We start from the raw sequence: 21863 nt of genomic DNA, 5'->3' as shown, positions 1-21863 counted from the left end.
ATGGCTTTCTTCGAACCGATCGGCGCCTGTGTGCTCGCGCTGGCCTGCATGGCCCCGGCACAGCCCGCCGAATCCACGTTCCAGCTGACCAGCCACGACGCACGCGGCCGGGTCGGTACCGTCTCGCTCACCTGCGAGCCCACCGGTGGCTCCCACCCCGGACGCGGTGGCGCCTGCGCCAAACTGTCCGAAGTGGACGGAAAGTTCGACAGGCTGCGGACCGAACCGCGTTCCTGCACTTTGGAGTACAACCCGGTGGACGTCTCCGCGGTCGGCAAATGGCGCGGCGAACCGGTCACCTACCGCACCTCGTACGCCAACCGCTGCGTCGCCGACACCGAGTCGGCCGGCGTCTTCACTTTCTGACCCGACCGGAAAGCGTTGCCACGAAAGGCTTCCGCCGGGCCTCCCCCTCGGTGGCCCGGCGGCCGCCGTACACCGCCGCCTTGATCGCCCTCACCCCCAGGAGGGCGATCAAGGCCGTGGTGTCACGGCTCAGGAACGGGGCAGGTAGCGGCATCCGATCCCGTCCTTCGCGGCAACGGGGGTCTGACGCGCGAGGGACCGGCTCAGGTTCCACTCACGCCAATCATCTTCCGAGATTCCGGTCACGACCGGTCCGAGCACGCAAGACCGCAGCGGTTCCGGCAGCCGGTCCACCGACGGCACGACGTCGGCGGAAAACCGTGACAGGTAACCGGTGTCGAGGGTCTTGCCGTCGGCGAGCCGGTCGATGTTGCGGTCGGCGATGAACCGTTCCGGATCGAGGACGGCCAGCCCCAGCAGCGCCACGACAGCGGCGCCGATGGCCGCACGCGGCAGCCAGGACGACCGCAGCGGGACCAGGGATGCCAGTACCAGCACGAAGATCAGGCCGATCCACAGCTCGCAGACCTCCACCAGCAGCCGCAGCACGGTGAACCCGTACGCCTGCTGGTATGTCCACATGCGACTCAACGCCGACGCGACCAGCACCAGGCTGAGCACGCTCAGCGCTCCGAGCAGGCCGCGCTGCCAGGCACGATCGGCCACCGAGGACTTCGGTGCCCAGCGCAGCGCGGCGGCGACCAGGAGCAAGGTCAGCACGGTGATGGCGGACAGCTGCCAGAACCCGCTCCTGGCGTACTCGGCCGCCGTCAGCCCGCTCGTGGCCAGGACGTATTCGCTGCCGCCGAACAACACGACGAGCCGGACCACGACGAAACTCGTGAACAGCAGCACCAGCACACCCAGCGGCAACGTCCATTCGAAGCGATGTGCCAGCCGTTTGCGCGGGGCGTCGTCGTCGGCGGGCAGCGGCGGCGCGGCCAGCAGGTAGCAGGCCCCGGTGACGGCGAACGCGGCCAACACGAAGAGGAAACCCCAGCGCACGAAGGTTCCCGGGTTCAACTCGGGGATCACCGCGTCGACGACGCTCGCGAACGCGGCGTCCGCGCCCCGCAGCAGCGGCACGAACACGAGCAGCAGCAAGGCGCTCACCAGGACGGGCACGAGGAACTTCGGCCTGCCGCGACCTTCCGGCTTCTTGCCGAGCTTCGCCAGCCCGCGCCCGATCCACGGGACCGAAAGCAGCGCCTCGATCGGGACCGCGAAGACGTCGTAGACGATCGTGTTGACGGTGCGTTTCCCGACCACCGCGAGCGACCCCGCGGCGCAGGCGGTCAGCACGCACAGCACGTTCAGCCACACCGACGCCCGGAACATGCCGACCGCGAGCAGGCCGAGCGCGGCCACCGCCCACAACGCGCTGACCAGTCCGAAATGCGGTTCGGCGTCGGCACGCGCCCGTTTGTCGGCGAAGTAGACGGCCCCCGCGAAGGCGAGCCCGGCCACGAACCAGCCGACTCCGGGGTCGTCCGGCATGACCACGGCGGCGATCAGCCCGGCCGCGACCGCGGCGGGCAGGACCGAACCGGGCAGCGGCACGATCGACGACTTCGGCGGCACCCGAGGCCGCATCAGTACCGGGACCTGCGGTGCGGGCGGCAAGGTGGTCGTCGCGGACGGCGGCGACGCGTGCGCCTGCTTGTCCTCTTCTTCGCTCATCGAGCCCTCCAGTTTGCGAAAGCACATATCGTGGGTTGTGAGGTGCCGCCGAAGGAACCGCGGCAGGGAACTAGGGAACGGGGATGACGACGCGGATGACGCAGCCCGTCCGGTGTTCGGGCGTGACCACGGCGATGCTGCCGTCGTGGAGGTCGACCACCCACCGGGCGATCGCGAGCCCGAGGCCGGTGCCCCCGCCGCCCGCCCGCTCGCCGCGGGTGAACCGTTCGAACACGCTGTCCCGCTCCCCCGGCGGGATCCCGGGACCTTCGTCTTCGACCTCGATGACGACGTCGGCGCCGCGGGCCTCCGCCCGCACCCGGACCTCTCCCCCGGCCGGCCCGTGCCGGACGGCGTTGTCGAGCAGGTTGACCACGACCTGGTAGAGCCGGCCGCGGTCGGCGACGGCGGTCGCGCCGGGTGGCTGGACGTCGACGGCGAACCGCACGCCACGACCGGTCGCGGCGGCGGTCACCCCCGCTTCGGCGGCGACCTCCTCCAGCAGCAGTTCGAGGTCGAACTCCTCCAGCTGCAACGGGAACGCGCCGGCGTCGATCCGCGAGAGGTCGAGCAGTTCCGAAACCAGCCTGCCGAGCCGTTCGGTCTGCTGGAGCGCGGTCTTCAGCGTCGCCGGATCGGGCTCGGCGACCCCGTCGACCAGGTTCTCCAGCACCCCGTTCAGCGCGGTGATCGGCGTGCGGAGTTCGTGGGACACGTTCGCGATCAGCTCGCGACGGCGCTGATCCGAGGCGTCGAGGTCGGCGGCCATCTGGTTGAACGCGTGCGCCAGCTCCCCGACCTCGTCACGGGCGCTCGCCCGGACCCGGCGGGTGTAGTCGCCCTTGGCCATCGCGCGGGCGGCTGCGGTCATCTCGCGCAGCGGCCGGGTCATCCCGTGCGCCAGGATCTGCGAGGTGACCACGGCGAGCACCATGGCCGCGATCGTGGTCCGCGGCGGCAGCCAGCCGATCTGCCAGTTGAAGAAGGCGAACGCGATACCGCCCGAGGACACCAGCAGGATCGCGAGCTTGAGTTTGATGGAGCGGACCGGGTCGAGCGGCCTCGGCAGCGCGTCGACGATCCGGCCGAACAGCGGGCGGAGCTTCACGATCCCACCTCCAGGGCGTAGCCGACGCCGTGCACGGTGCGGATGAGGTCCGCGCCCAGTTTGCGGCGCAGCGCCTTGATGTGGCTGTCGACCGCGCGGGTGCCCGAACCGGTGCCCGCGACGTCCCAGTCCCAGACCTCGCTCAGCAGGCGTTCCCTCGGCTGGACCGCCCTCGGGCGCTTCGCGAAGTGGACGAGGAGGTCGAACTCGATCGGCGTCAGCTGGGCAGGCGTGCCCGCCCGCGTGACCCGCCGCTGGTCGACGTCGATTTCGAGGTCGCCGAGCACGATCTTCGTGCCTGCGTCGCTCACGTCGGTGCGGGCCGACCGTTCGACGCGGCGCAGCAGCGCGTGCACCCTGGCCGAGAGCACCCGCATGGAGAACGGCTTGGTGAGGTAGTCGTCCGCGCCGACGCCGAGGCCGATCAGCATGTCCGTCTCGTCCGACCGGGCGGTCAGCATCAGCACCGGGACCGGGCGGCGGGCCTGGATACGGCGGCAGACCTCCAGCCCGTCGAACCCGGGGAGCATCACGTCGAGCACCACCAGGTCCGGCTCCCGCTCGGCGTCCGTCTCGACACCGGACGGGCCGTCGTGCGCCAGGTCCACCGAAAATCCCTCGGCCCGCAAGCGCGCGGCGATGCTTTCGGCGATGGTCACGTCGTCCTCGACGACCAGCACCCGGCGTCCTCCCAGTTCCATGGGGATGACTGTAAGCACCGGCCGTGGAGACCATCCGGGTGAGCTGTGGAGATCCTGTGGAGATGTTTCAGCCGGTTTGCCGGATTACTACGTCCGTGTGTGTGACGCAGGTCATGCACCGCGCCCCCGCGAAAGCAATCGACAGTCTGCGCTCCGACGCCCTCAACAGTGAACAGTCTGCCAGTCCCACCCGCGCGGGGCGGGCGAGCACGATTCCGCAATGGAGCCGACGGCACGCGGTACGCAGCACGTGCATCCTGATGGCCGGGTAGAACTCGGCGAGGTCGAGTCCTTGAAGGACAGCCGCTTCTACAACGAAGAACTCGCACCGGTTCCGGTCGAAAAGCGGACCTGGACCACATACACCTACTTCGCGCTGTGGATGGGCATGGCGCACAACATCCCGTCCTACGCGCTCGCCGCGTCGCTGATCGCGCTCGGGATGAACTGGGTCCAGGCGCTGATCACGATCACCGTCGGCAACCTGATCGTGCTGATCCCGATGCTGCTCAACAGTCACGCCGGGACGAAGTACGGCATCCCGTTCCCGGTGTTCGCCCGCGCGTTCTTCGGCATGCGCGGGGCGAATCTGGCGGCGTTGCTGCGGGCGTTCATCGCGTGCGGCTGGTTCGGCATCCAGACCTGGGTCGGCGGTGAGGCGATCTACATCATCGTCGGGCGACTGGTGGGCTCCGGCTGGAAGGACTCCGCGATCGTCCTCGGGCAGCACTGGACGCTTTGGCTCTCCTTCGGGCTGTTCTGGCTGCTCCAGATGCTCATCATCTGGCGCGGGATGGAGGCTGTCCGCCGGTTCGAGAACTGGACGGCGCCGCTGGTGTCGGTCGGCTTCCTGATCCTGCTGGGCTACGTGCTGGTCAAGGCGGGCGGGCTCGGCCCGATCCTGGCCGAACCCGGGAAACTCGGCTGGGGACCGGACTTCTGGAAGGTGTTCGCGCCGTCGCTGATGGCGATGATCGCGTTCTGGTCGACGCTTTCGCTGAACATGCCGGACTTCACCCGCTTCGGCGGCAGCCAGGGCAAACAGGTCCGCGGCCAGATCCTCGGCCTGCCGACGACGATGACGTTCATCGCGGTCGTGGCCATCCTGACCACCTCGGGCGGCAGCGTTCTCTACGGCGAGCAGATCTGGGACCCGGCGAAGCTGGCCGACCGGTTCGATTCCCCGGTCGTCGTGGTGGTCGCGCTGATCGCGCTGGTGCTGGCGACCGTGTCGGCGAACCTCGCGGCCAACGTGGTCAGCCCGTCCTACGACTTCTCCAACGCGTTCCCGAAGAAGATCACCTTCGCCGTCGGCGGGCTGATCACCGGGATCATCGGCATCCTCATCCAGCCGTGGCGGCTCTACTCCGACCCGAACATCTACATCTTCGCGTGGCTCGGGTTCTACGGCGGCCTGCTCGGCGCCGTCGCCGGGGTGCTCGTCGCCGGCTACTGGGTGGTCAACCGCACCCAGCTGAAACTGCGGGACCTCTACACCGAACGTGGCATCTATTGGTTCAACGGCGGCTGGAACTGGCGCGCACTGGTCGCGACACTGGTCGGCGCCGTGCTCTCGGTCGGCGGCGCGTACGGCGGGCCGTTCCCCGCCGACGGGCTGATCCCGGTCCTGAAACCGCTCTACGACTACAACTGGGTCGTCGGCCTGGCGGGCGCTTTCGTCGTCTACCTGCTGCTGTCCCTGCCCGAACGCAACCGCACCACCGATATCGAGGAGGATGCAAGTGAGCGACGTGGTCCGAGCCGGATTGATCCAGCAGCGGTGGACCGGTGACAAGGAGTCCATGATCGCGAACGCGGTCGAAGCCATCGGCAAGGCCGCTTCGCAGGGGGCTCAAGTCATCTGCCTGCAGGAGTTGTTCTACGGCCCGTATTTCTGCCAGGTGCAGGACACCGACTACTACTCCTACACCGAAGGCATCCCCGACGGGCCGACGACGAAGCTCATGCAGGAGGTCGCCGAACGCCACGGCGTCGTACTGGTCGTGCCGATGTACGAGGTCGAGCAGCCCGGCGTGTACTACAACACCGCCGCGGTGATCGACGCCGACGGCACCTACCTCGGCAAGCACCGCAAGAACCACATCCCGCAGGTGAAGGGCTTCTGGGAGAAGTTCTACTTCCGGCCCGGGAACATGGGCTACCCGGTGTTCGACACAGCCGTCGGCCGCATCGGCGTCTACATCTGTTACGAGCGGCACTTCCCGGAGGGCTGGCGCGCGCTGGGCCTGGCGGGCGCGAAGATCGTGTTCAACCCGTCCGCGACCAGCCGCGGCCTGTCGGAGTACCTGTGGCGGCTGGAGCAGCCCGCGGCGGCCGTCGCGAACGAGTACTACGTCGGCACGATCAACCGCGTCGGCGTAGAACCCTTGGGCGACAACGACTTCTACGGCCAGACGTATTTCGCGGACCCACGCGGCCAGCTCGTCGGTGAAGCCGCGTCCGACACCGAGGAGGAGATCGTCGTCCGCGACCTCGACATGGGGCTGCTCGCCGAAGTGCGGGATCTGTGGGCCTTCTACCGAGACCGCCGTCCCGACAGCTACGGACCCCTCGCGGAGGCGTGATGACCACCCTCATCAGCGGCGGGCAGGTGCTGTCCACGGCCGGCGCTTCGGAGGCGGACGTCCTCGTCGACGGCGAGACGATCGTGGCCGTCGGTGCCCCGGGCACGCTGGGGCCCGCCGACACGATCATCGACGCCACCGGGAAGTACGTGCTGCCCGGCGGGATCGACGCGCACACGCATATGGAGATGCCGTTCGGCGGGACGCATTCCGTCGACACCTTCGGCACCGGGACGACGGCGGCGGCGTGGGGCGGGACGACCACGATCATCGACTTCGCCGTCCAGGCCAAAGGCACCTCCCTGCTGTCCACTATGGACAAGTGGCACGAGAAGGCCGACGGAAACTGCGCCATCGACTACGGCTTCCACATGATCGTCTCCGACGTCAACGATTCGTCGTTGAAGGAGATGCAGGCCTGCGTCGACGGCGGGGTCGGCAGCTTCAAGATGTTCATGGCGTATCCGGGGGTCTTCTACTCCACGGACGGCGAGATCCTGCTGGCCATGCAGAAGGCGCGTGAGATCGGCGCGACGATCATGATGCACGCGGAGAACGGCATCGCGATCGACCAGCTGGCCGCGCAGGCGTTCGCCGCCGGGAAGATCGACCCGGTGCAGCACGGGCTCACCCGGCCGCCGGAGCTGGAGGGCGAGGCGACCTCGCGCGCCATCCAGCTGGCCAAGGTGACCGGCGCGCCGCTGTACATTGTGCATCTTTCGGCGTCGCAGGCGCTGGCCGCGGTCGCGGAAGCGCGCAACGACGGGCAGAACGTCTTCGCGGAGACCTGTCCTCAGTATCTGTATCTGTCCATCGAGGACTTGGCGAAGCCGGATTTCGAGGGTTCCAAGTACGTCGCCTCTCCCCCGCTGCGCGAGAAGTCGCACCAGGCGGATCTGTGGCGAGGGCTGCGGACCAACGATCTCTCGGTGGTGTCGACGGATCATTGCCCGTTCTGTTTCAAGGACCAGAAGGAACTCGGCCGCGGCGACTTCCGCGCGATCCCCAACGGGATCCCCGGCGTCGAACACCGGATGGACCTGCTGCACCAGGGTGTCGTGGCGGGCGAGCTCACCCTCGGCCGCTGGGTCGAGACCTGCTCGACCAACCCGGCGCGGATGTTCGGGCTGTACCCGCGCAAGGGGGTCATCGCGGCGGGTTCGGACGCGGACATCGTCATCTACGATCCCGCGGCGAAGCAGACCTTGTCGGTCGAGACGCACCACATGAACGTGGACTACTCGGCCTACGAAGGGCTGGAGATCACCGGAAAGGTCGAGACGGTGCTGTCGCGCGGCCGCGTGGTGGTGTCGCCGTCCGGCTTCTCGGGCAGTACGTCGCACGGGAAATTCCTCTCGCGCGACCTGAACCAATACCTGAACTGAGGCGGTGGCCGTGGATTTCGGGATTGTGCTCCAGACCGACCCGCCCGCGCGCGACCTGGTGCGGCTGATGAAGGCCGCCGAGGACGAGGGTTTCCGCTACGGCTGGACGTTCGACTCGTGCGTGCTGTGGCAGGAACCGTTCGTCATCTACTCGCAGATCCTCGCGGCGACGTCGTCGATGATCGTGGGCCCGATGGTGACCAGCCCGGCGACACGGGACTGGTCGGTGATGGCGTCGACCTTCGCCACGCTCAACGACATGTACGGCAACCGGACAGTGTGCGGGATCGGCCGCGGCGATTCGGCGCACCGGGTGGTCGGCATGCCACCGTCCACTTTGGCCACCGTGCGCGACTGCATGCACGTGGTCAAGGAGCTGGCCGAGGGCCGTGAGGTCCTGCTGCGGGACAAACCGGTCCAGATCCCCTGGATCCGCAACGGCAGGCTCGAGATGTGGATGGCGGGATACGGGCCGAAGGCGCTGAAGACGGTCGGTGAACACGCGGACGGCTTCATCCTCCAGTGCGCCGATCCCGCGATCGCCCGGTGGACCATCGGCGCGGTCCGCGAGGCGGCCCGGGCGGCGGGACGGGATCCGGGCGGGATCACGATCTGCCTCGCGGCGCCGGCGTACGTCGGGGACGATCTGGCGCACCAGCGGGAACAGCTGCGCTGGTTCGGCGGGATGGTCGGCAACCACGTCGCGGATCTCGTGGCGCGGTACGGCGATTCCGGGCCGGTGCCGCACGAGCTGACCGACTACATCCGTGAGCGGCAGGGCTACGACTACTCGCACCACGGACGGGCGGGGAACCCCTCGACCGACTTCGTGCCGGACGAGATCGTCGACCGGTTCTGCCTGGTGGGCCCGTCGTCGGCGCACGTGGAGCGGCTGGAGGAGCTGGCTTCGCTGGGTGTGGACCAGTTCGCGCTGTACCTCATGCACGATCAGCGGGAAGAGACGCTGAAGCGGTACGGCTCGGACGTCATCGGCCGCTGACCCCCGCGTTTCGTCCTCTGAATGCGGTCCTTGCACACGCGACTACCGCATCCAGAGGACGAAATGCGTGGGGCCTTCGGCGACTCTCGTGTGAAGGCCCCTTCACACGCTGCTGAGACGATCCCTGGTGTTGCGAAAGCCACTTTCGCAACCCTCAACGTTGCGAAAGTGGCTTTCGCAACCCTCGCGCGATCCCCGCGACACTACGCGAGCGACGCCGCTGACCCCCGCGTTTCGTCCTCTGAATGCGGTCCTTGCACACGCGACTACCGCATCCAGAGGACGAAATGCCTAGGGGTCAGGCGCCGAACCAGGCCGCCAGAGCCTCGCGAAGGCCCTCGGCGTCGTCGTCCCCCGCCCAGGCGACGTAGCCGTCCGGGCGGATCAGCAGGACGTCGGCGGGCCGGTCCTCGGCCTTCGCGGTGTGGACGTCGACGCCCGCCGCTTCGGCGAGTTCCCGCAGTTCCGGCCGTCCGGCGAGGTCGAGCAGGACCGGCCGCGCCGTGCGCAGCAGTGCGGCGACGCTGGTCGCGCCCTGGTCGGTCTCCAGCGCGAGATCCGGGACGAACGTGCCGGCGAGCGCGTGCGCGGCCCCGGGCGCCGGGTAGCGCAGGTCGGTCCCGGCGACGTGGGAGGACAGCCGTCGTGCGGCCTGCTCGTCGTCCAGCAGTTCCTGGAAGACCGCGCGGAGCGCATCGGCGGCTTCGTCGTGCCCGCGCCGCAACGCGACCTGCGCCTGGGACTGCAAGAGCGCACGGGCACCGGCGGCGTGCCGTTCCACTTGATAGGTGTCCAGCAGCCCTTCCGGAGCCCGCCCCTGGATCTCGGCGGCCAGCTTCCAGGCGAGGTTGACCGAGTCGGACATGCCGACGTTGATCGCCGTGCCGGTGGACGGCAGCAGGTGGGCCGCGTCGCCCGCCAGCAGGACCCGGCCTTCGCGATAGCGCTCGGCCTGACGGGCGGAGAACTGGTAGCGCGAAAGCCGGACCGGCTCGCCCAGCGGGACGTCCCTGCCCAGGATGCGGCGGATGCTCTCCCCGAACTCGGCCAGCGTCATCGGCACGTCGTCGTCGACCTCGCCGGGATCGTCCTCGGTGGTCTGGATGAACACGATCCCCGGCGTCAGCGAGCCGAGCGCGAACACGCCGGTGTCGGTGCGCGTGAACCCCGCAGCGATCCGGCCCAGTTCCGGCGTCTCGATGTCGCCGTTGTCGTGCACGGTCAGCCCCTCGGGGATCTTGACCTGCCCGATCCGGTTGACCTCGGGATAGGTGGTGCCGGGGAACCCGATCCCGGCCATCGCACGGATCGGGCTGCGCCCACCGTCGCACCCGACCAGGTACGGGGCGATCACGTCGTACTCCCCCTCCGGCCCGCGGACCCGGGCGGTCACCGAAGTGTCGTCCTGGGACAGTCCGACGACCTCGTGCCCACGACGGACCTCGGCGCCGAGCTCGGTGGCGTGTTCCTCCAACAACTGCTCCAGCAACGGCTGGCGCACCGAAAGCGCCTTCAGCGGTGGCTCCTCGAACCGGGTGAGGTCGACATGCACCCCACCGAACGGGAAGCGGTGGGCCGGGACGGGGTCGGTGACGAGCGCCCGCACCCGGTCCAGCAGGCCGCGATGGTGCAGCACGTCCAGGATCTGCCCGCTCAGGCCGTGGGCCTTCGGTGTCTTGCCCTGTTCCGGCCGCCGTTCCAGGACCAGCGGGCGCGCACCGGCCAGCCGCAGTTCGGCGGCCAGCATCAGACCGGTCGGGCCGGCACCCACGATGATCACGTCGACGTCGGTCAAGTTTCACTCCTGTTCGGCCTGTTCTCGCTACAGCCGAGGATTCTGCGGCAGGACCGGGGTCTTGCCGCAAGCCCCCCGGTGCGCTATATGTTGAACATGGAGGGGTTCACCCCACCATTTTTCCGGGTACGCGCCCCAGGGATCGCGCGCCCGCGAGGCGGGACGCTGGGCCGGTGACCACCATCGGAGCCCGCGCCGCAGTTCTGCTCACGCTCACCGCACTCACCGCCGTCACGATCGCGCCCGTGGCCTCGGCCGCGCCGAAGGGCATCTCCTGGGGTGCCTGCCCGGCCGGCTCGCCACCGGGCTACGACTGCGCCGAGATCGAGGTCCCGCTGTCCTATCAGGACCCGGGCGGCCCTCGGATCACGCTCGCGCTCGGCCGTCTTCCGGCGACCGACCAGCAGCACAAACGCGGCACCGTCTTCACCAACCCCGGCGGCCCCGGGAATCCGGGCCGCTTCAGCAAGTTCCAGACCCCGGTGCTGCACCGGCAGTTCGACATCGTCGGCTTCGACCCGCGCGGGGTCGGCGCCAGCACGCCGATCCGCTGTTTCGCGAGCGACGCGGAAACCGAGCCGCTCAAACGGGTTCTGGGCACTTTCCCGATCACCACCGAGCAGGAGACCCGGCACACCGCCGACGTCCGCGAGGTCGCCGCCTCGTGCGGCCGCAACGCCGGGCCGCTGCTGGGTCATCTGTCGACCACGAACGTCGCCCGGGACCTCGACAAGCTCCGCGAAGCCGTCGGCGAACCCCGGCTGCGCTACTACGGCCTTTCGTACGGCACCTATCTCGGCGAGGTGTACGCCAACCTGTTCCCGCATCACGTCGGCGCCCTGGCCCTGGACGCCGTCGACGATCCGATCGCCTGGTCCACCGGGCACCGTCCGGAGGACGCGAACGTCCCGTTCAGCACCAGGCTCGGCGGCTTCCGGGACGCGGACCGCGCGTTGCGGGCGTTCCTCGACACCTGCGCGGCCGACACCCGATGTGCCTTCCGCGAGCCCGGCAAGGACCTGCGGGCCAAGTACGACGCGATCCTGGACCGGCTCGAAACCGCGCCGGAGGCGATCACCTATCAGGACGTCATCCGGCGTACCCACAGCGCGCTGACCGATGAGGCCAACTCCCCCGCGCTGGCGGAGTTCCTCCAGTCAGCGACGAAGCCGTCCTTGGCCACCAAGGCGATCGCGACCCCGTTCGATTCCGCGCTGGGCGGCGGCGGGACGCTCTGCACGGACACCACGAACCCGCGTGACCCGGCGGCCTGGCCTCGCGCAGCCCGTGACGCCGACAAGGAAAGCCGTGGTTTCGGTTCCTACGACACGTATCTCTCGATGCCGTGCGCCTTCTGGCCCGTCGCCGACCCGGCCCGCTACACCGGGCCGTGGAACCGGCCGACCGCGCCGATCCTGTTGCTGGCCAACGGCAAGGGCGACCCGGAAACGCCGTACGCCGGGGCGAAAAGGACCGAACGCATACTCGGCAACGCCCGGCTCCTCACGCTGGACGCCTGGGGACACGGCGCCGCGAATCGCAGCGAATGTGTCGACGCGGCCCTCGACGCCTACCTGGCTTACGGACGTCTCCCCGCGCGCGGCACCGTCTGCGCTCCGGATCACGCGGCGTTCGACGCCAGGTAGGCGCGGGCGATCTCCTCGTCGGCGAGCCATCCCGTGTAGTCGGCGGGGTCGGCGAAGATGTTCGCGAACCGGCGCGCCACCTCGGGCGCCGTCTGCGCGGCTTCCAAAGTGGCCAGCACGTGATCCGGCGGCGGGGCGAGCAGATCGTTGCTCAGCCGGGTCGCGTGCTGCGCCCTTTCCCAGTATTCGGCGAAAGTGCCGCGCAGGAACGCCTCGTCGTACGGACGGTCGCCGTGGTCGAGGATGCGCCGTTCGTAGACCGCGGCCGCGTACGCCGCCATGTTCGCGCCCTGCCCGGCGATCGGGTCGTTCGTCACCGCCGTGTCGCCCATCGCCAGCACCTTCGCCCCCGACGGCAGTGTCCCGACCGGGTCGCGCACGATCGGCAGGACCCTGCCGCGCAGGGCGTCCAGCGGCCCGCTGGGGCGAGCACCGGCCAGTGACTCCTCGACCCACGGGAACTGCTCGCGCAGCAACGTCATCGCGAGCTCGAAGTGCGCGTCGGTATCGGTGACGTCGTCCCAGACGTCCAAAGGTCCGCCGGGCACGCCGAAGAACCCGAGACCGAAGACGGGCCCGCGCACGGACTGGACCGGCAGCCCGAACAGCTCACCGGCCTGGGAGAGCCCGAACGTCAGCCCCGGATAGACCGGGAGCGGCTCGTCGTTACCAGCCACCAGGTACAGGATCCCGATGGTCCGCTGCGGCTCGCGGTACCGGGAACGGGCGGCGTCACGCGGGAAGAGACCGTCGAACTGCGGCCCCCGCCCGGCCGCGACCAGGACGAGGTCGAACTCGCGGGCGTACTCCTCCAGGCCTTCGGGCGTCACCTTGCCGTAGCGAACCTCGCCGTCGCGTCCGGCGAAGGCGGTCAGCCAGTCGGACACCTTGACCCGCTGGTCGACCGACTGCGCGGGGTGGTCGAAGCGGGCCTGCCAGGCGATCGCCGGTTCCGCGGAGTCCCCGGCGAGCCCGAACGACGCGCCGAGCATCTCCGGGGCCGTCCCGTCCCAGAAGTTGATGCCCAGCGCGCGTTCCCGGGTCAGGGCGGGGTGGAACACGCACTGGTTCGAGATGAGCCTGCCCGCGCGGATCGTTTCGGCGTCGCGGTCGGTGACCACGGTGACGGCGTATCCGTGCGTTTGCAGGCCCAGGGCCAGGAGCAGGCCGGCTTGACCGGCTCCGACCACCACGATCCGGCGCATGAATCCTCCTCAACCGATGATGGCCTGATACACCAGGTTACGCAGTTCGGCGCGGATCGGATGAGTCGTGGACGGCAGCAGCTGGGTGAAGAACAGCACCGTGACGTCCTCGTCCGGGTCGACCCAGAACGCGGTGCTCGCCGCCCCGCCCCAGGCGAATTCCCCGGCGCTGGCGAGGGTTTTCGCCTTCACCGGGTCGTCGAGCACGGAAAAGCCCAGTCCGAAGCCGAAACCGTCGTACGGCACCTCGGAGAACGTGCCACGTCCGTAGGTCTCCAGATCCACGCCACCCGGCAGATGGTTGGTGGCCATGTACTGGATCGTGCGCGGGCCGAGCAGCCGGACGCCGTCGAGTTCGCCGCCGCGCAGCAGCATCTGCGTGAAGCGGTGGTAGTCGCCCGCCGTCGAGACCAGGCCGCCGCCACCCGAGAAACACGAGGGCGTGACACGGCCGACGTTGCCCATCTCGTCGTGGCGGAACGGCGCCTTCGTCGCTGGGTGGGGTACGTAGAGGGCGGCCAGCCTGTCGAGCGCGCCGGGATCGGCTTGGAACGCCGTGTCGTGCATGCCGAGCGGGGTGAAGATCCGCTCGCTGAAGAAGTCGTCGAGGGATTGCCCGGAAACGACCTCGACGAGCCTGCCGAGGACGTCCGTCGCGACCGAATAGTTCCATTCCGTCCCGGGCTGGAACAGCAACGGCTGCCGCGCGATCGCCTCGGAGACCCCGGCCAGGTCGAGCCCCGGCGGAGTGCCCCAGTCGAATCCGGCCTCGCGGTACGCCGCGTCGACCGGATGCGTGCGGTGGAACCCGTAGGTCAGTCCCGCGGTGTGGGTGAGCAGGTGCCAGAGGCGGATCGGCTCGGTCGCGGGCTCGGTCAGCAGCTTGACCGACGATCCCACCGTGAAGACCCTCGGTTCCGCGAATTCGGGCAACCAGCGGGAAATCGGGTCCTTGAGGTCGATGAGTCCCGCTTCGACGAGCATCATCGCGGCGACCGAGGTGACCGGTTTCGTCATCGAGAAGACACGCCAGATCGTGTCGGTCTCGACCGGCAGCCCGGCCTCGATGTCGCGCATCCCGTTGGACGCGAGATGCGCGACCCTCCCGTTCCTGGTCACCACGGCCAGGTACCCGGGAAGCAGATTCCGCTCCAGGTATCCGTCGAAGTGCTCGTCGATCCTTCGCAGCCGCTCCGCGTCAAAACCCACCTCGGCCGGGTCGACGTCCACCTTCAGCTCGATCATGTGACCGAGGTTACGCGTTCCGCTCGGCCTGTTTCTCCAGTCGCCACGCCTCGTCGGTCTTCCCGATCCGCCAGTACCCGGAGATCGACAGCAGGTCGCGCCGCATCCCCCGGTCGTCCAGCAGGTGACGGCGCAGGTCCCGGACGAACGCGGCCTCACCGTGGACGAACGCCTGCACGACGCCTTCGCGCCAGTCGAGAGCGCGGACGGCGGCCGCGAGGTCGTCGCCCCGGCTCCGGTGCAGCCAGGTGATCCGCGCGTCACCCTTCGTGGTCAGCGACTGCTCTTCGGCCGCGTCCTCCACCAGGATGAACGCGTGCACCGGAACACCCGCCGGCATCGCCTCGAGGGACGCGGCGATCGCCGGCAAGGCGCTCTCGTCACCGGCGAGCAGATGCCAGTCGGCCTCCTCGCCCGGCGCGTACGCCCCGCCGGGCCCGGAGATCAGCAGCTCGTCGCCGGGTTTCGCGGCGGCGGCCCACGGTCCGGCGACACCCTCGTCACCGTGGTGGACGAAGTCGAGCACCAGCTCGCCGAGATCCCGGTCGAAGGCACGGACGGTGTAGGAGCGCATCCGCGGCCACTGCTCGCGCGGCAGTTCCTCGCGGACCCGCGCCAGGTCGAACGGTTCGGGATAGTCGACGCCGGGCACCCGGAAGTGCACCTTGACGTAGGCGTCGGTGAATTCGTTGGGCCGGAACGAAGAGATCTCTTCGCCCCCGGCGACGATCCGGACCATGTGCGGGGTGATCCGCTCGGTGCGCAGCACCCGCAACCGGGTCGCCGATACCGCTCTCCGCGCCTCGGCCATCCACGATTCCTTTCCTGGGTTAGGTGAACCTAACCGAGCGTACGCCTCTCCTCGTTCGGCCGGGCGCCCGCGGCCGGATCACTCACCCGGGTGTTCTGGAAGGACGCGACGCGCCAGCCGCCGGACTCCTCCACGAGCACATACGTCAGCGTCGATTCCCGGCCCGGCTCGGGCTTGGCCCCACCCGACAGCGACGACCCGCCGCCGGACACGACGATCGCGACGTCCGGCCGGACGAACCGGACCTTGGGCTCCCCGCTCCCCGGCACCAGCTTCGACCCCTTCATCGGCCCCTCGAACAAGGACCGGTGCGAGCTTTCGATGAGCGCGCGGCCCGGCATGTTCATCCCGAAGAAGGTCACGTAGTCGGCGTCTTCGGTGAAGTGCGACGCGTAGGCGGCCGCGTCGCCGTCGTTCCACGCGTCGGCGAGCTTGCCCAGCACGGCCAGGACTTCGTTCTGTCGTTCGGTCATGATGTCCTCCAGTTAGACGAACAGCGTTCGTGTTACGAACACTGTTCTACAGACGAACGGTGTTCGCGTCAAGTAGAGTTCCCGACGGAACCCCGGACCAGGAGGCGAACGAAGTGAGCAGGCCCCGGCGTCGCGCCGAGAAACCCGTGCTGTCCCAGGAGCTCGTGGTGAAGACGGCACTGGAGCTCCTCACCGCGGAGGGGCTGGACGCGGTGAGCATGCGGCGGGTGGCGCAGGCACTGGAGACCGGTCCCGCGTCGCTCTACGCCCACGTCGCGAACAAGGAGGAGCTCCACGAGCTGATGGTCGACCACGTCCTCGCCTTCGGCCCGTTCCCCGAGCCCGATCCGGCGCGCTGGGTGGAGCAGGCGAAGGACCTCCTGCGCGAGAACGTGCGCGCGCTGACGTCGGTCCCGGGTATCGCCAAGATCGCGTGGGCCATCCCCGTACCGGTCGGCGCGAACGCCCTCCAGCAGGCCGAAGCCATGCTCGCGGTGCTGCGCGCGGGCGGCCTCGACCTCAAGCGGGCGCTGTACGCCGCCGACGCGTTATGGCTCTACGCCAAGGCTTTCGCCTACGAGGGGGCCGGCTGGCAACACGGTGACATCGACCTGGCCGAGCAGGAGGAACGCGGCAAGCAGATGGTCGAGTACATGACGTCGTTCCCGCCCGGCACGTTCCCGAACCTCCTGGGCGCGGGCGAGCACTTCACCGAGGAGACCGCGCGGGAGCGGTTCGAGTTCGCCATCGACCTGTTCCTCGCGGGCCTGGTCTCCAGGAGCTGAAGGACGCTTTCCCGGCATGCGACGTGCGGAAAGCGTCCTTCACCGCGTAAGACGAGGCGAAGGACGCTTTCAGCCCGCCCAAGGGTCAGAGCAGCGCGAGCGCCGCCGCGTACTGCGGCACCAGCCGGGCCCCCAGCGACGCCTTGGTCTCGGCCATCTTCTTGCCGAACATCACCTGTGGCCGCCCGGTCTCCAACGCCCAGCGCAGCACTTCGCCGTAGAAGTGGAAATACAGGTTGGTCCGTCCGCCCAGCTCCGGCGGGAGCGCCGCGAAGTTGCGGACGACCGGCAGGGTCGGGTGATCGAGCAGGGTCGAGATGGCCACCAACCGGCCCGTGGCGGTCTCACGGTAGGTGAGAATGTGCACATCGGGCTGCCGCAGCAGGGCGCTCCAGTAGCCCACGAACGCCGGGAGCGGCACGATCGGCACGTCGTGGTGTTTGGATTCGTTGTGCCGCAACAATTCCGCGATCTCGACCGGATCGACGTCCGCGCCGGGCACGACCCGCGCCTCGATCGAAGGATCGGCCTCGAAGGTGCGGAAGATCTTGCGCAGGTTGTATTTGCGTTTCTTCGCCAGTGAGTTCACCCAGTCGTCCCGGCTCGAGAACGGCGTGACGTCGAGGACGGCGACGTCCTCGGTCCGGCGCACCATTTTCAGCCTGCCGCGCACACTGTCCACTCCGGACTCACCGACCTGGCGCACCAGCAGTCCGCGCAGGCCGAAGCCGAGTTCCGCGCGCATGGCGGGGACGAACGAGTCCAGCAACCTGCCGACGCCGCCGTCACCGCCTTCGTCGTCGAACCACCAGCCCGGCATCGCGGACGAACCGGGTGAACGGACGTCGAGCCCGCCGAACCGGCCGCGGCCCGAAGGCCGGGCGAACCGGTGCCGCCGCGTCAGTCCGGTGACCCACGCGGAACTGACCACGCCGCGCGGCTCGCCGTCTTCGAGCAGCACGGTGACCGGCTGCTCGGTGCGCGCCGCCCACGCCTGCGTGGTGAGCACCTCCCAGCTCCAGTCCGCGCGCAGACCGGCCTTGGCCCGCAACGGTTTCCAGTAAGCGGGCTCCGGGTCACGCCGGGGGTCCAGCACCTCGATCACCATCGGGTCACCGGCCTCGGCACGATGACCCCGAGCAGCGGGACCGGCCGGAAACCGAGCGTCGCCTTCAGCTCGGTCAGCCCTCGCCCCATCGACAGGGACTTCCGGTTGCCCTCGATCATGTAGCGCACGTTCCGGACGACAGCGTCGAAGTAGAGGTGCTTCGGCCGCCCCTCCTCCGGCGCCACCGCGGCCCAGATCTGGTGAAACGGCGCCACCGGGTGATCGAGCACGGTGCCGAACGCGAGCAGTCTGCCGTCGGCGTCGTGGTAGGTCGAGGTGATCACGTCCGGTCTGCGCACGAGTTCGGCGAGGTACTCGGCGGTGATCGGGCCACGCCGGTCGAACTTCACCGGCCCCATCCGCGCGCGGTGCTCCCGCAGCAGCGTGGCCAGTTCCAGCGCGTCGAGGTCGGCGCGGGCGGCTTCGGCGCGAACGATCAGCCCCGGGTCCGCGGCGACCTTCTTCACCTGCCCGCGCAGGCTCAGCCGCCTGCTGCGGCGCAGGGACGCCAGCCATCCTTCGACGTCGACGAAACCGTTCTCCAGCACCGATGTCGGCGCCGTGTCGCGAACGGGCCTGCCCCGTCCGGACAGCATGTCGAGCGATTCCGGCTCCACGGTGCGGTAAAAGACACCGAGGCAGGCGGGCCCGGTGAAGCGGCAGACGGCCCTCTCGAACCGGCGCATGATCTCCCGCCGGTCGGCGGCGTCGACCTCGTCCGCGAACAACCATGGCGGATAGCCGGAAAGCCACGCGTGCTGCACTTCGACCCAGCGCGGCGCCAATCGAGCCACGCCACGAACCGCGCCAGGCCGCTCCGAAGCCACCGGGGCGCACAGCATCGCCAGCACCGCGGCGACGATCTCTCCCCCGGCGCTGATCACGGTGAGGACGTTGGGGCTGCGCGAAAATCGTGACTCCACCCGGATCAGGTGGTAGTCCCAGGGAACCGGCGCCTGCTGGGCGGCGAGGAACGCGGCCCAGCCCTCGGGTTCGGGATCGGTGCGCGGGTCGAGCACCCGCACTTCCCAGGTCATCGGCCCAGCACCGGTCTCGGCACGGCGACCGACACCAGGGACCTGGTGCCGAAGCCGAGCGCGGTCTTGTTCTCCAGCATCGCCCGGCCGGCGGTCAGTTCACGACGCCCGTGCGTGATCATGTGCTCCACTCCCCTGGCGTAGAAGTCGACATAGAGCCCCTTCCGGCCGCCGCCCGCGCTCGGCAGCGCGGCCCACTGGTGCAGCACGCACGCGCCGAAGACGTCGAACAGCGTGCCGAATCCCAGCAGCCGTCCGGATCCGTCACGGTAGGTACGGGTGAAGACGTCCGGACGGCGCACGAGCGCGTCCAGATAGGACGGTGCGATCGGGCTCCGGGTGTCCATGTGCAGTCCGCCGAACCGCGACCGCTGTCCCCCGGCCCAAGCCCGTTCGTCCTGCCTGGTGCGGTGGGCGTTCAGCAGGACGGCGAGTTCGTGGCAGTCCAGGTCCTCGCGAGCGGAGCCCGCCTCGGTCCGCAGGTCTCCGTCCTCGCGCAGGTCGCGCAGCGTCTTCCGGGTCTCGTCGCCGAGTGTCCGTTCCCAGTCGTCCACAGTGGAATAGTCGTTGGGCAGCAAGGCGGCCGGGTCGATCTCCCGGGACATTCGGCCCCGGCCGTCCAGCGCAGAGAGGAGTTCCGGGTTCATCGCGCGGTAGATCACGCCCAGCAGCCCGGGGCCGAGGTGAGCGCACAGCGCCCGTTCGAACCGGCGGACCGCGTCCCGTCGCTCGGCCTCGTCCAGCCGCTCGTCCAGCACCACGGCGGGATAGCCGCTGAGCTGCCAGAGATAGGCCTCGGCCCAGCGCGGACGGAACCGTCCGCCGAGGACGGACAGCGGCGCGAAGTCGTCCGCCCGCCAGCTCCGGCACACCATCACGGTGAACGCGCCGACGACCTGCTCGCCTCGGCGGAGCACGGCGAGTACCGCCGGGTTCTTCGCCAGCCAGGCCTCGCGGCGCAGGACCTCGTACTCCCAGACCGGCATTAGCCGGGCCCGATGCAGGAATTCCCGCCAGCCCGCGGGTTCGGCCGCGCTCCTCGGATCGAGCACCTCGACCTCGAACGCGGTGCTCCGCTCCGCCACCTTCATCGTCACCATCCCAGTACCGGTCTCGGCACGGCGGCGGAATACACGGGACGCGCCCGGAATCCCAGCGTAGCCTTGAGTTCGGGCAGTCCGCGCCCGGCGGTGAGTTCCTTGACCCCGCGCCGCGTGGCGTAGCGCATCGCGTGGATGTAGGAGTCGAACAGCAGCCCCTGCCTGCCGCCCTCGTCCACCGGCAAGGTGCCCCAGTGCTGTTTCGCCAGGCTGTCCGGATGGTCGAGCAGGGTGTTCACCGCGAGCAACCTGCCGTCGGCGCCGGTGTAGGTCAGCGTGTGCACGTCCGGACGGCGGAGGAACCGGTGCAGGAACGCGGCGGACGGCATGGTCCGGACGTCGAGCGCGAACCTGCCGTGCCGTTCGCGATGCGCCTGGATGAGCGCCGCGATCTCGGCGCTGTCCAGGTCTTCCCTGCCGGGACCGCCCTTGACCACCAGCTCCGGGTCGGCCGCGAACCGGCGCCGCTGCCGCCTGAGCCCGCCGCGCCGCGACTTCGCCAGCGACGCGATCCATTCGTCTTCCGAGCCGAAGCGGTTGTCCAGCACCGCGACCGAATCCACGTGCTTCACCAGCCTGCCCCGCCCTCGGACGTCCTTCGCGAATTCCTCGCCGAGCGCCCGGTACAGCACGCCGAGCAGGCCCGGCCCGAGCCGCCTGCGCAGCACCCGTTCGAAGTCCCGGATCAGCGGACGGCGTTCGGCGGCCGGGACCCGCGGCGCGAACGCCAGTCCGGGGTAGCCGCTCAGCCAGGGCTGGCACACCTCGGCCCAGAACGGGCGCAGCAACCGGTGTCCCGGCGCCGGTGCGAAGCGGTAACGCAACCGGGGGCGACAGACCAGGACGGAGAACGCCGCGACGATCCCGGCGTCGTCCGTCACGGTGCCCAGCACCGGCGGATTCCGCGCGGTCCAGGCGTCGAGTCCCATCACGTCGTAGTCCCACACCGGATGCAGGCGCGCCAGGTCGAAGAACTCCGGCCAGCCGGGCGGGGCGGGGTCGGTGCGCGGATCGTGGAAACCGACTTTCACGTGAGCACGACCGGGGTGCCGTGCCGCGGGCACGGCGCGATCTCGCCGCGCACCCCGCCCGCCGGGAGCACGTCCACGAACCGCGGGGAATCCTGGCGCAGCAAGGTGAACGCGAGCCCGCCCGAGGTGGGCCGCGCGTAGACGCGGGGCCAGTCGAGGTGCCAGCGGCCGCACGCCTCGATCGCGCCCAGGTATCCCAGCGCCGGATCGTGCAGCACGCCGTACGGCCCGGTGTCCATTGTGTCCAGTTCTCGCCGCGGCACGGACTCGACCCGGTACGCACGGTCTTCGGGCAGTGCCGCACCGAAAGCGGCGAGCTGCTTGTCGTCACCGACCGCGACCACGCGACGGCCACCGCGGAGCGCCGAGGCCAGTTCCGCGAGCACGCCCGGCGCCGGGACATCGGGATCCACCACACAGCAACGGACTCCGCGAGGCAGGTCCGACGGCGGCCGCATCCGCTCGTCGCCGAGCACGACGACCAGCGCGTCCCCGGTCACCGAACGTGCCCCGCGCAGCACGGGCCCCAGCCCCCGGTTCGGCTCGATCCGTTGCGTGCCACCGGCGAGCGGCACGAGGTCGACGATCTTGTGCACCGCCTCGGCCAGCGACGCCGCGCCGGAGTCCGTCCCGGTGCGACCGGGCACCAGCACGGGATCCGTTCTGCCGTCGAGCGCCCAGCGTTCGCGATAGAACGGCACCGTCGCGAAGGCCGACCGCACGGATCGCCGATAGGCGGCCCGCCAGGCAGCACTCACCCCCACTTTCCACATGGCGCGCAAGCCTGCGTCATGGACGCCGG

The 21863-nt window shown here is 69.6% G+C and carries 20 protein-coding genes; 7 read left to right on the top strand and 13 right to left on the bottom strand.

The genetic code is table 11. The features are described from left to right. Positions 1 to 366 carry an SSI family serine proteinase inhibitor gene (locus B0293_RS38585; protein WP_005158734.1) on the top strand — a complete coding sequence of 122 codons (366 nt, stop codon included), beginning with the start codon at positions 1 to 3 and terminating at the stop codon, positions 364 to 366. A gap of 129 nt (positions 367 to 495) precedes the next feature. Here the strand turns inward: B0293_RS38585 and B0293_RS38580 are convergent, their stop codons facing one another. The 3 genes from B0293_RS38580 to B0293_RS38570 all read right to left on the bottom strand — a co-directional run bounded on the left by B0293_RS38580 (position 496) and on the right by B0293_RS38570 (position 3834). Then, positions 496 to 2046 carry a DUF4153 domain-containing protein gene (locus tag B0293_RS38580; protein ID WP_005158731.1) on the bottom strand — a complete coding sequence of 517 codons (1551 nt, stop codon included), beginning with the start codon at positions 2044 to 2046 and terminating at the stop codon, positions 496 to 498. 70 nt (positions 2047 to 2116) lie between these two features. Next, positions 2117 to 3154, bottom strand: coding sequence for a HAMP domain-containing sensor histidine kinase (locus B0293_RS38575; RefSeq protein WP_005158722.1), 1038 nt, complete (start codon positions 3152 to 3154; stop codon positions 2117 to 2119). After that, positions 3151 to 3834: a response regulator transcription factor gene (locus tag B0293_RS38570; RefSeq protein WP_005158720.1), complete on the bottom strand. Its 684-nt coding sequence runs from the start codon at positions 3832 to 3834 to the stop codon at positions 3151 to 3153. Before B0293_RS38570 ends, B0293_RS38575 begins: the two co-directional genes overlap by 4 nt. 241 nt (positions 3835 to 4075) lie before the next feature. On the opposite strand from B0293_RS38570, the gene B0293_RS38565 reads away from it, so the two are divergent. From B0293_RS38565 to B0293_RS38550, 4 genes are read left to right on the top strand one after another with little or no spacing between them, the layout of a single operon-like run. Beyond that, positions 4076 to 5647 carry an NCS1 family nucleobase:cation symporter-1 gene (locus B0293_RS38565; RefSeq protein WP_005158711.1) on the top strand — a complete coding sequence of 524 codons (1572 nt, stop codon included), beginning with the start codon at positions 4076 to 4078 and terminating at the stop codon, positions 5645 to 5647. Next, complete coding sequence (locus B0293_RS38560) at positions 5598 to 6440, top strand: nitrilase-related carbon-nitrogen hydrolase (protein WP_005158709.1); 843 nt, start codon at positions 5598 to 5600, stop codon at positions 6438 to 6440. Before B0293_RS38565 ends, B0293_RS38560 begins: the two co-directional genes overlap by 50 nt. Continuing rightward, positions 6440 to 7825, top strand: coding sequence for a dihydropyrimidinase (gene hydA / locus B0293_RS38555; RefSeq protein ID WP_005158706.1), 1386 nt, complete (start codon positions 6440 to 6442; stop codon positions 7823 to 7825). The genes B0293_RS38560 and hydA overlap by 1 nt, the downstream gene beginning before the upstream one ends. Positions 7826 to 7835: 10 nt before the next feature. Next, positions 7836 to 8825: a TIGR03842 family LLM class F420-dependent oxidoreductase gene (locus B0293_RS38550; protein WP_005158705.1), complete on the top strand. Its 990-nt coding sequence runs from the start codon at positions 7836 to 7838 to the stop codon at positions 8823 to 8825. A 298-nt stretch (positions 8826 to 9123) separates the two neighbouring features. On the opposite strand, the gene B0293_RS38545 is transcribed toward B0293_RS38550, so the two are convergent. Beyond that, the gene (locus B0293_RS38545) at positions 9124 to 10620 is read right to left on the bottom strand and encodes an FAD-dependent monooxygenase (RefSeq protein ID WP_005158702.1); all 1497 of its coding nucleotides are present in this window, start codon (positions 10618 to 10620) and stop codon (positions 9124 to 9126) included. Between the two features lie 173 nt (positions 10621 to 10793). Between B0293_RS38545 and B0293_RS38540 the strand changes: the two genes are divergently transcribed. Then, a complete protein-coding gene (locus tag B0293_RS38540; protein ID WP_005158699.1) occupies positions 10794 to 12266 on the top strand; it encodes an alpha/beta hydrolase in 1473 nt (490 codons plus the stop codon). On the opposite strand, the gene B0293_RS38535 is transcribed toward B0293_RS38540, so the two are convergent. From B0293_RS38535 to B0293_RS38520, 4 genes are read right to left on the bottom strand one after another with little or no spacing between them, the layout of a single operon-like run. Continuing rightward, positions 12242 to 13471: a styrene monooxygenase/indole monooxygenase family protein gene (locus B0293_RS38535; protein WP_005158696.1), complete on the bottom strand. Its 1230-nt coding sequence runs from the start codon at positions 13469 to 13471 to the stop codon at positions 12242 to 12244. The genes B0293_RS38540 and B0293_RS38535 overlap by 25 nt on opposite strands. 9 nt (positions 13472 to 13480) lie before the next feature. Beyond that, positions 13481 to 14716, bottom strand: a complete 1236-nt coding sequence (locus B0293_RS38530; protein ID WP_005158693.1) for a serine hydrolase domain-containing protein — start codon at positions 14714 to 14716, stop codon at positions 13481 to 13483. A gap of 10 nt (positions 14717 to 14726) precedes the next feature. Further along, on the bottom strand, positions 14727 to 15527 hold the full coding sequence (locus tag B0293_RS38525) for a siderophore-interacting protein (RefSeq protein ID WP_005158691.1): 801 nt from the start codon (positions 15525 to 15527) through the stop codon (positions 14727 to 14729). Between the two features lie 29 nt (positions 15528 to 15556). Then, a complete protein-coding gene (locus B0293_RS38520) occupies positions 15557 to 16000 on the bottom strand; it encodes an SgcJ/EcaC family oxidoreductase (protein ID WP_005158689.1) in 444 nt (147 codons plus the stop codon). Positions 16001 to 16113: 113 nt separating this feature from the next. Here B0293_RS38520 and B0293_RS38515 point away from each other — a divergent pair, with 113 nt between their 5' ends. Next, complete coding sequence (locus B0293_RS38515) at positions 16114 to 16785, top strand: TetR/AcrR family transcriptional regulator (RefSeq protein ID WP_005158687.1); 672 nt, start codon at positions 16114 to 16116, stop codon at positions 16783 to 16785. Between the two features lie 85 nt (positions 16786 to 16870). On the opposite strand, the gene B0293_RS38510 is transcribed toward B0293_RS38515, so the two are convergent. Genes B0293_RS38510 through B0293_RS38490 form a run of 5 tightly spaced genes read right to left on the bottom strand, consistent with a single transcriptional unit; the run spans position 16871 to position 21783 of the window. After that, on the bottom strand, positions 16871 to 17893 hold the full coding sequence (locus B0293_RS38510) for a hypothetical protein (protein ID WP_005158684.1): 1023 nt from the start codon (positions 17891 to 17893) through the stop codon (positions 16871 to 16873). Then, entirely contained in the window at positions 17887 to 18930 is a 1044-nt protein-coding gene (locus B0293_RS38505; RefSeq protein ID WP_005158680.1) for a hypothetical protein, read from the bottom strand. The genes B0293_RS38510 and B0293_RS38505 overlap by 7 nt, the downstream gene beginning before the upstream one ends. Beyond that, positions 18927 to 20030: a hypothetical protein gene (locus B0293_RS38500; RefSeq protein ID WP_005158678.1), complete on the bottom strand. Its 1104-nt coding sequence runs from the start codon at positions 20028 to 20030 to the stop codon at positions 18927 to 18929. The genes B0293_RS38505 and B0293_RS38500 overlap by 4 nt, the downstream gene beginning before the upstream one ends. Beyond that, on the bottom strand, positions 20024 to 21061 hold the full coding sequence (locus B0293_RS38495; protein ID WP_005158675.1) for a GNAT family N-acetyltransferase: 1038 nt from the start codon (positions 21059 to 21061) through the stop codon (positions 20024 to 20026). Before B0293_RS38495 ends, B0293_RS38500 begins: the two co-directional genes overlap by 7 nt. Continuing rightward, the gene (locus tag B0293_RS38490) at positions 21058 to 21783 is read right to left on the bottom strand and encodes a hypothetical protein (RefSeq protein WP_039918312.1); all 726 of its coding nucleotides are present in this window, start codon (positions 21781 to 21783) and stop codon (positions 21058 to 21060) included. The genes B0293_RS38495 and B0293_RS38490 overlap by 4 nt, the downstream gene beginning before the upstream one ends. Between the last annotated feature and the right edge of the window lie 80 nt (positions 21784 to 21863).

This window comes from Amycolatopsis azurea DSM 43854, from assembly GCF_001995215.1.
GTDB classification, from domain to species: Bacteria; Actinomycetota; Actinomycetes; order Mycobacteriales; family Pseudonocardiaceae; genus Amycolatopsis; species Amycolatopsis azurea.
This window is presented reverse-complemented; position numbering and strand designations above follow the sequence as displayed.